The 294-nt window shown below is 49.3% G+C and carries 1 protein-coding gene; it reads right to left on the bottom strand.

Going from position 1 to position 294, the window contains the following annotated elements:
- Nucleotides 1–294: cellulase family glycosylhydrolase (locus tag RMT89_RS42185; RefSeq protein ID WP_315889053.1), on the bottom strand; the 294-nt coding region annotated here is incomplete at both ends.

Here is a 294-nt window from a genome sequence, read left to right as displayed (position 1 = left end):
CCACAGCGGGTAAGGAATATTCTTGACGTGACCCACAACGTCACCGGCCCATGTTGCACCTTGGTGCGAAATGAGAAACGGAATGTACGAGTGGAACGACCAAAGAATATTGTTGTCGTTGTAGAGCGTCGGATCACACTGAGCCATCATGTATTCAGCGTTATCGTCAGCAGCTTTAAGAACAATGGTATGATCTGGCAGATTGGTTCGTGCAACGACATAGAGACGCTTCTGCATCTTCGGCCAAGCAGCCAACCAAGTTGCATTGGTTCCACCAGCCGTAGGCTCAATCAT

This window comes from Streptomyces sp. P17 (assembly GCF_032436805.1).
Taxonomy (GTDB): domain Bacteria; phylum Actinomycetota; class Actinomycetes; order Streptomycetales; family Streptomycetaceae; genus Streptomyces.
The sequence above is the reverse complement of the archived record's forward strand: the minus strand, read 5'-3'. Positions and strand labels throughout refer to the sequence as shown.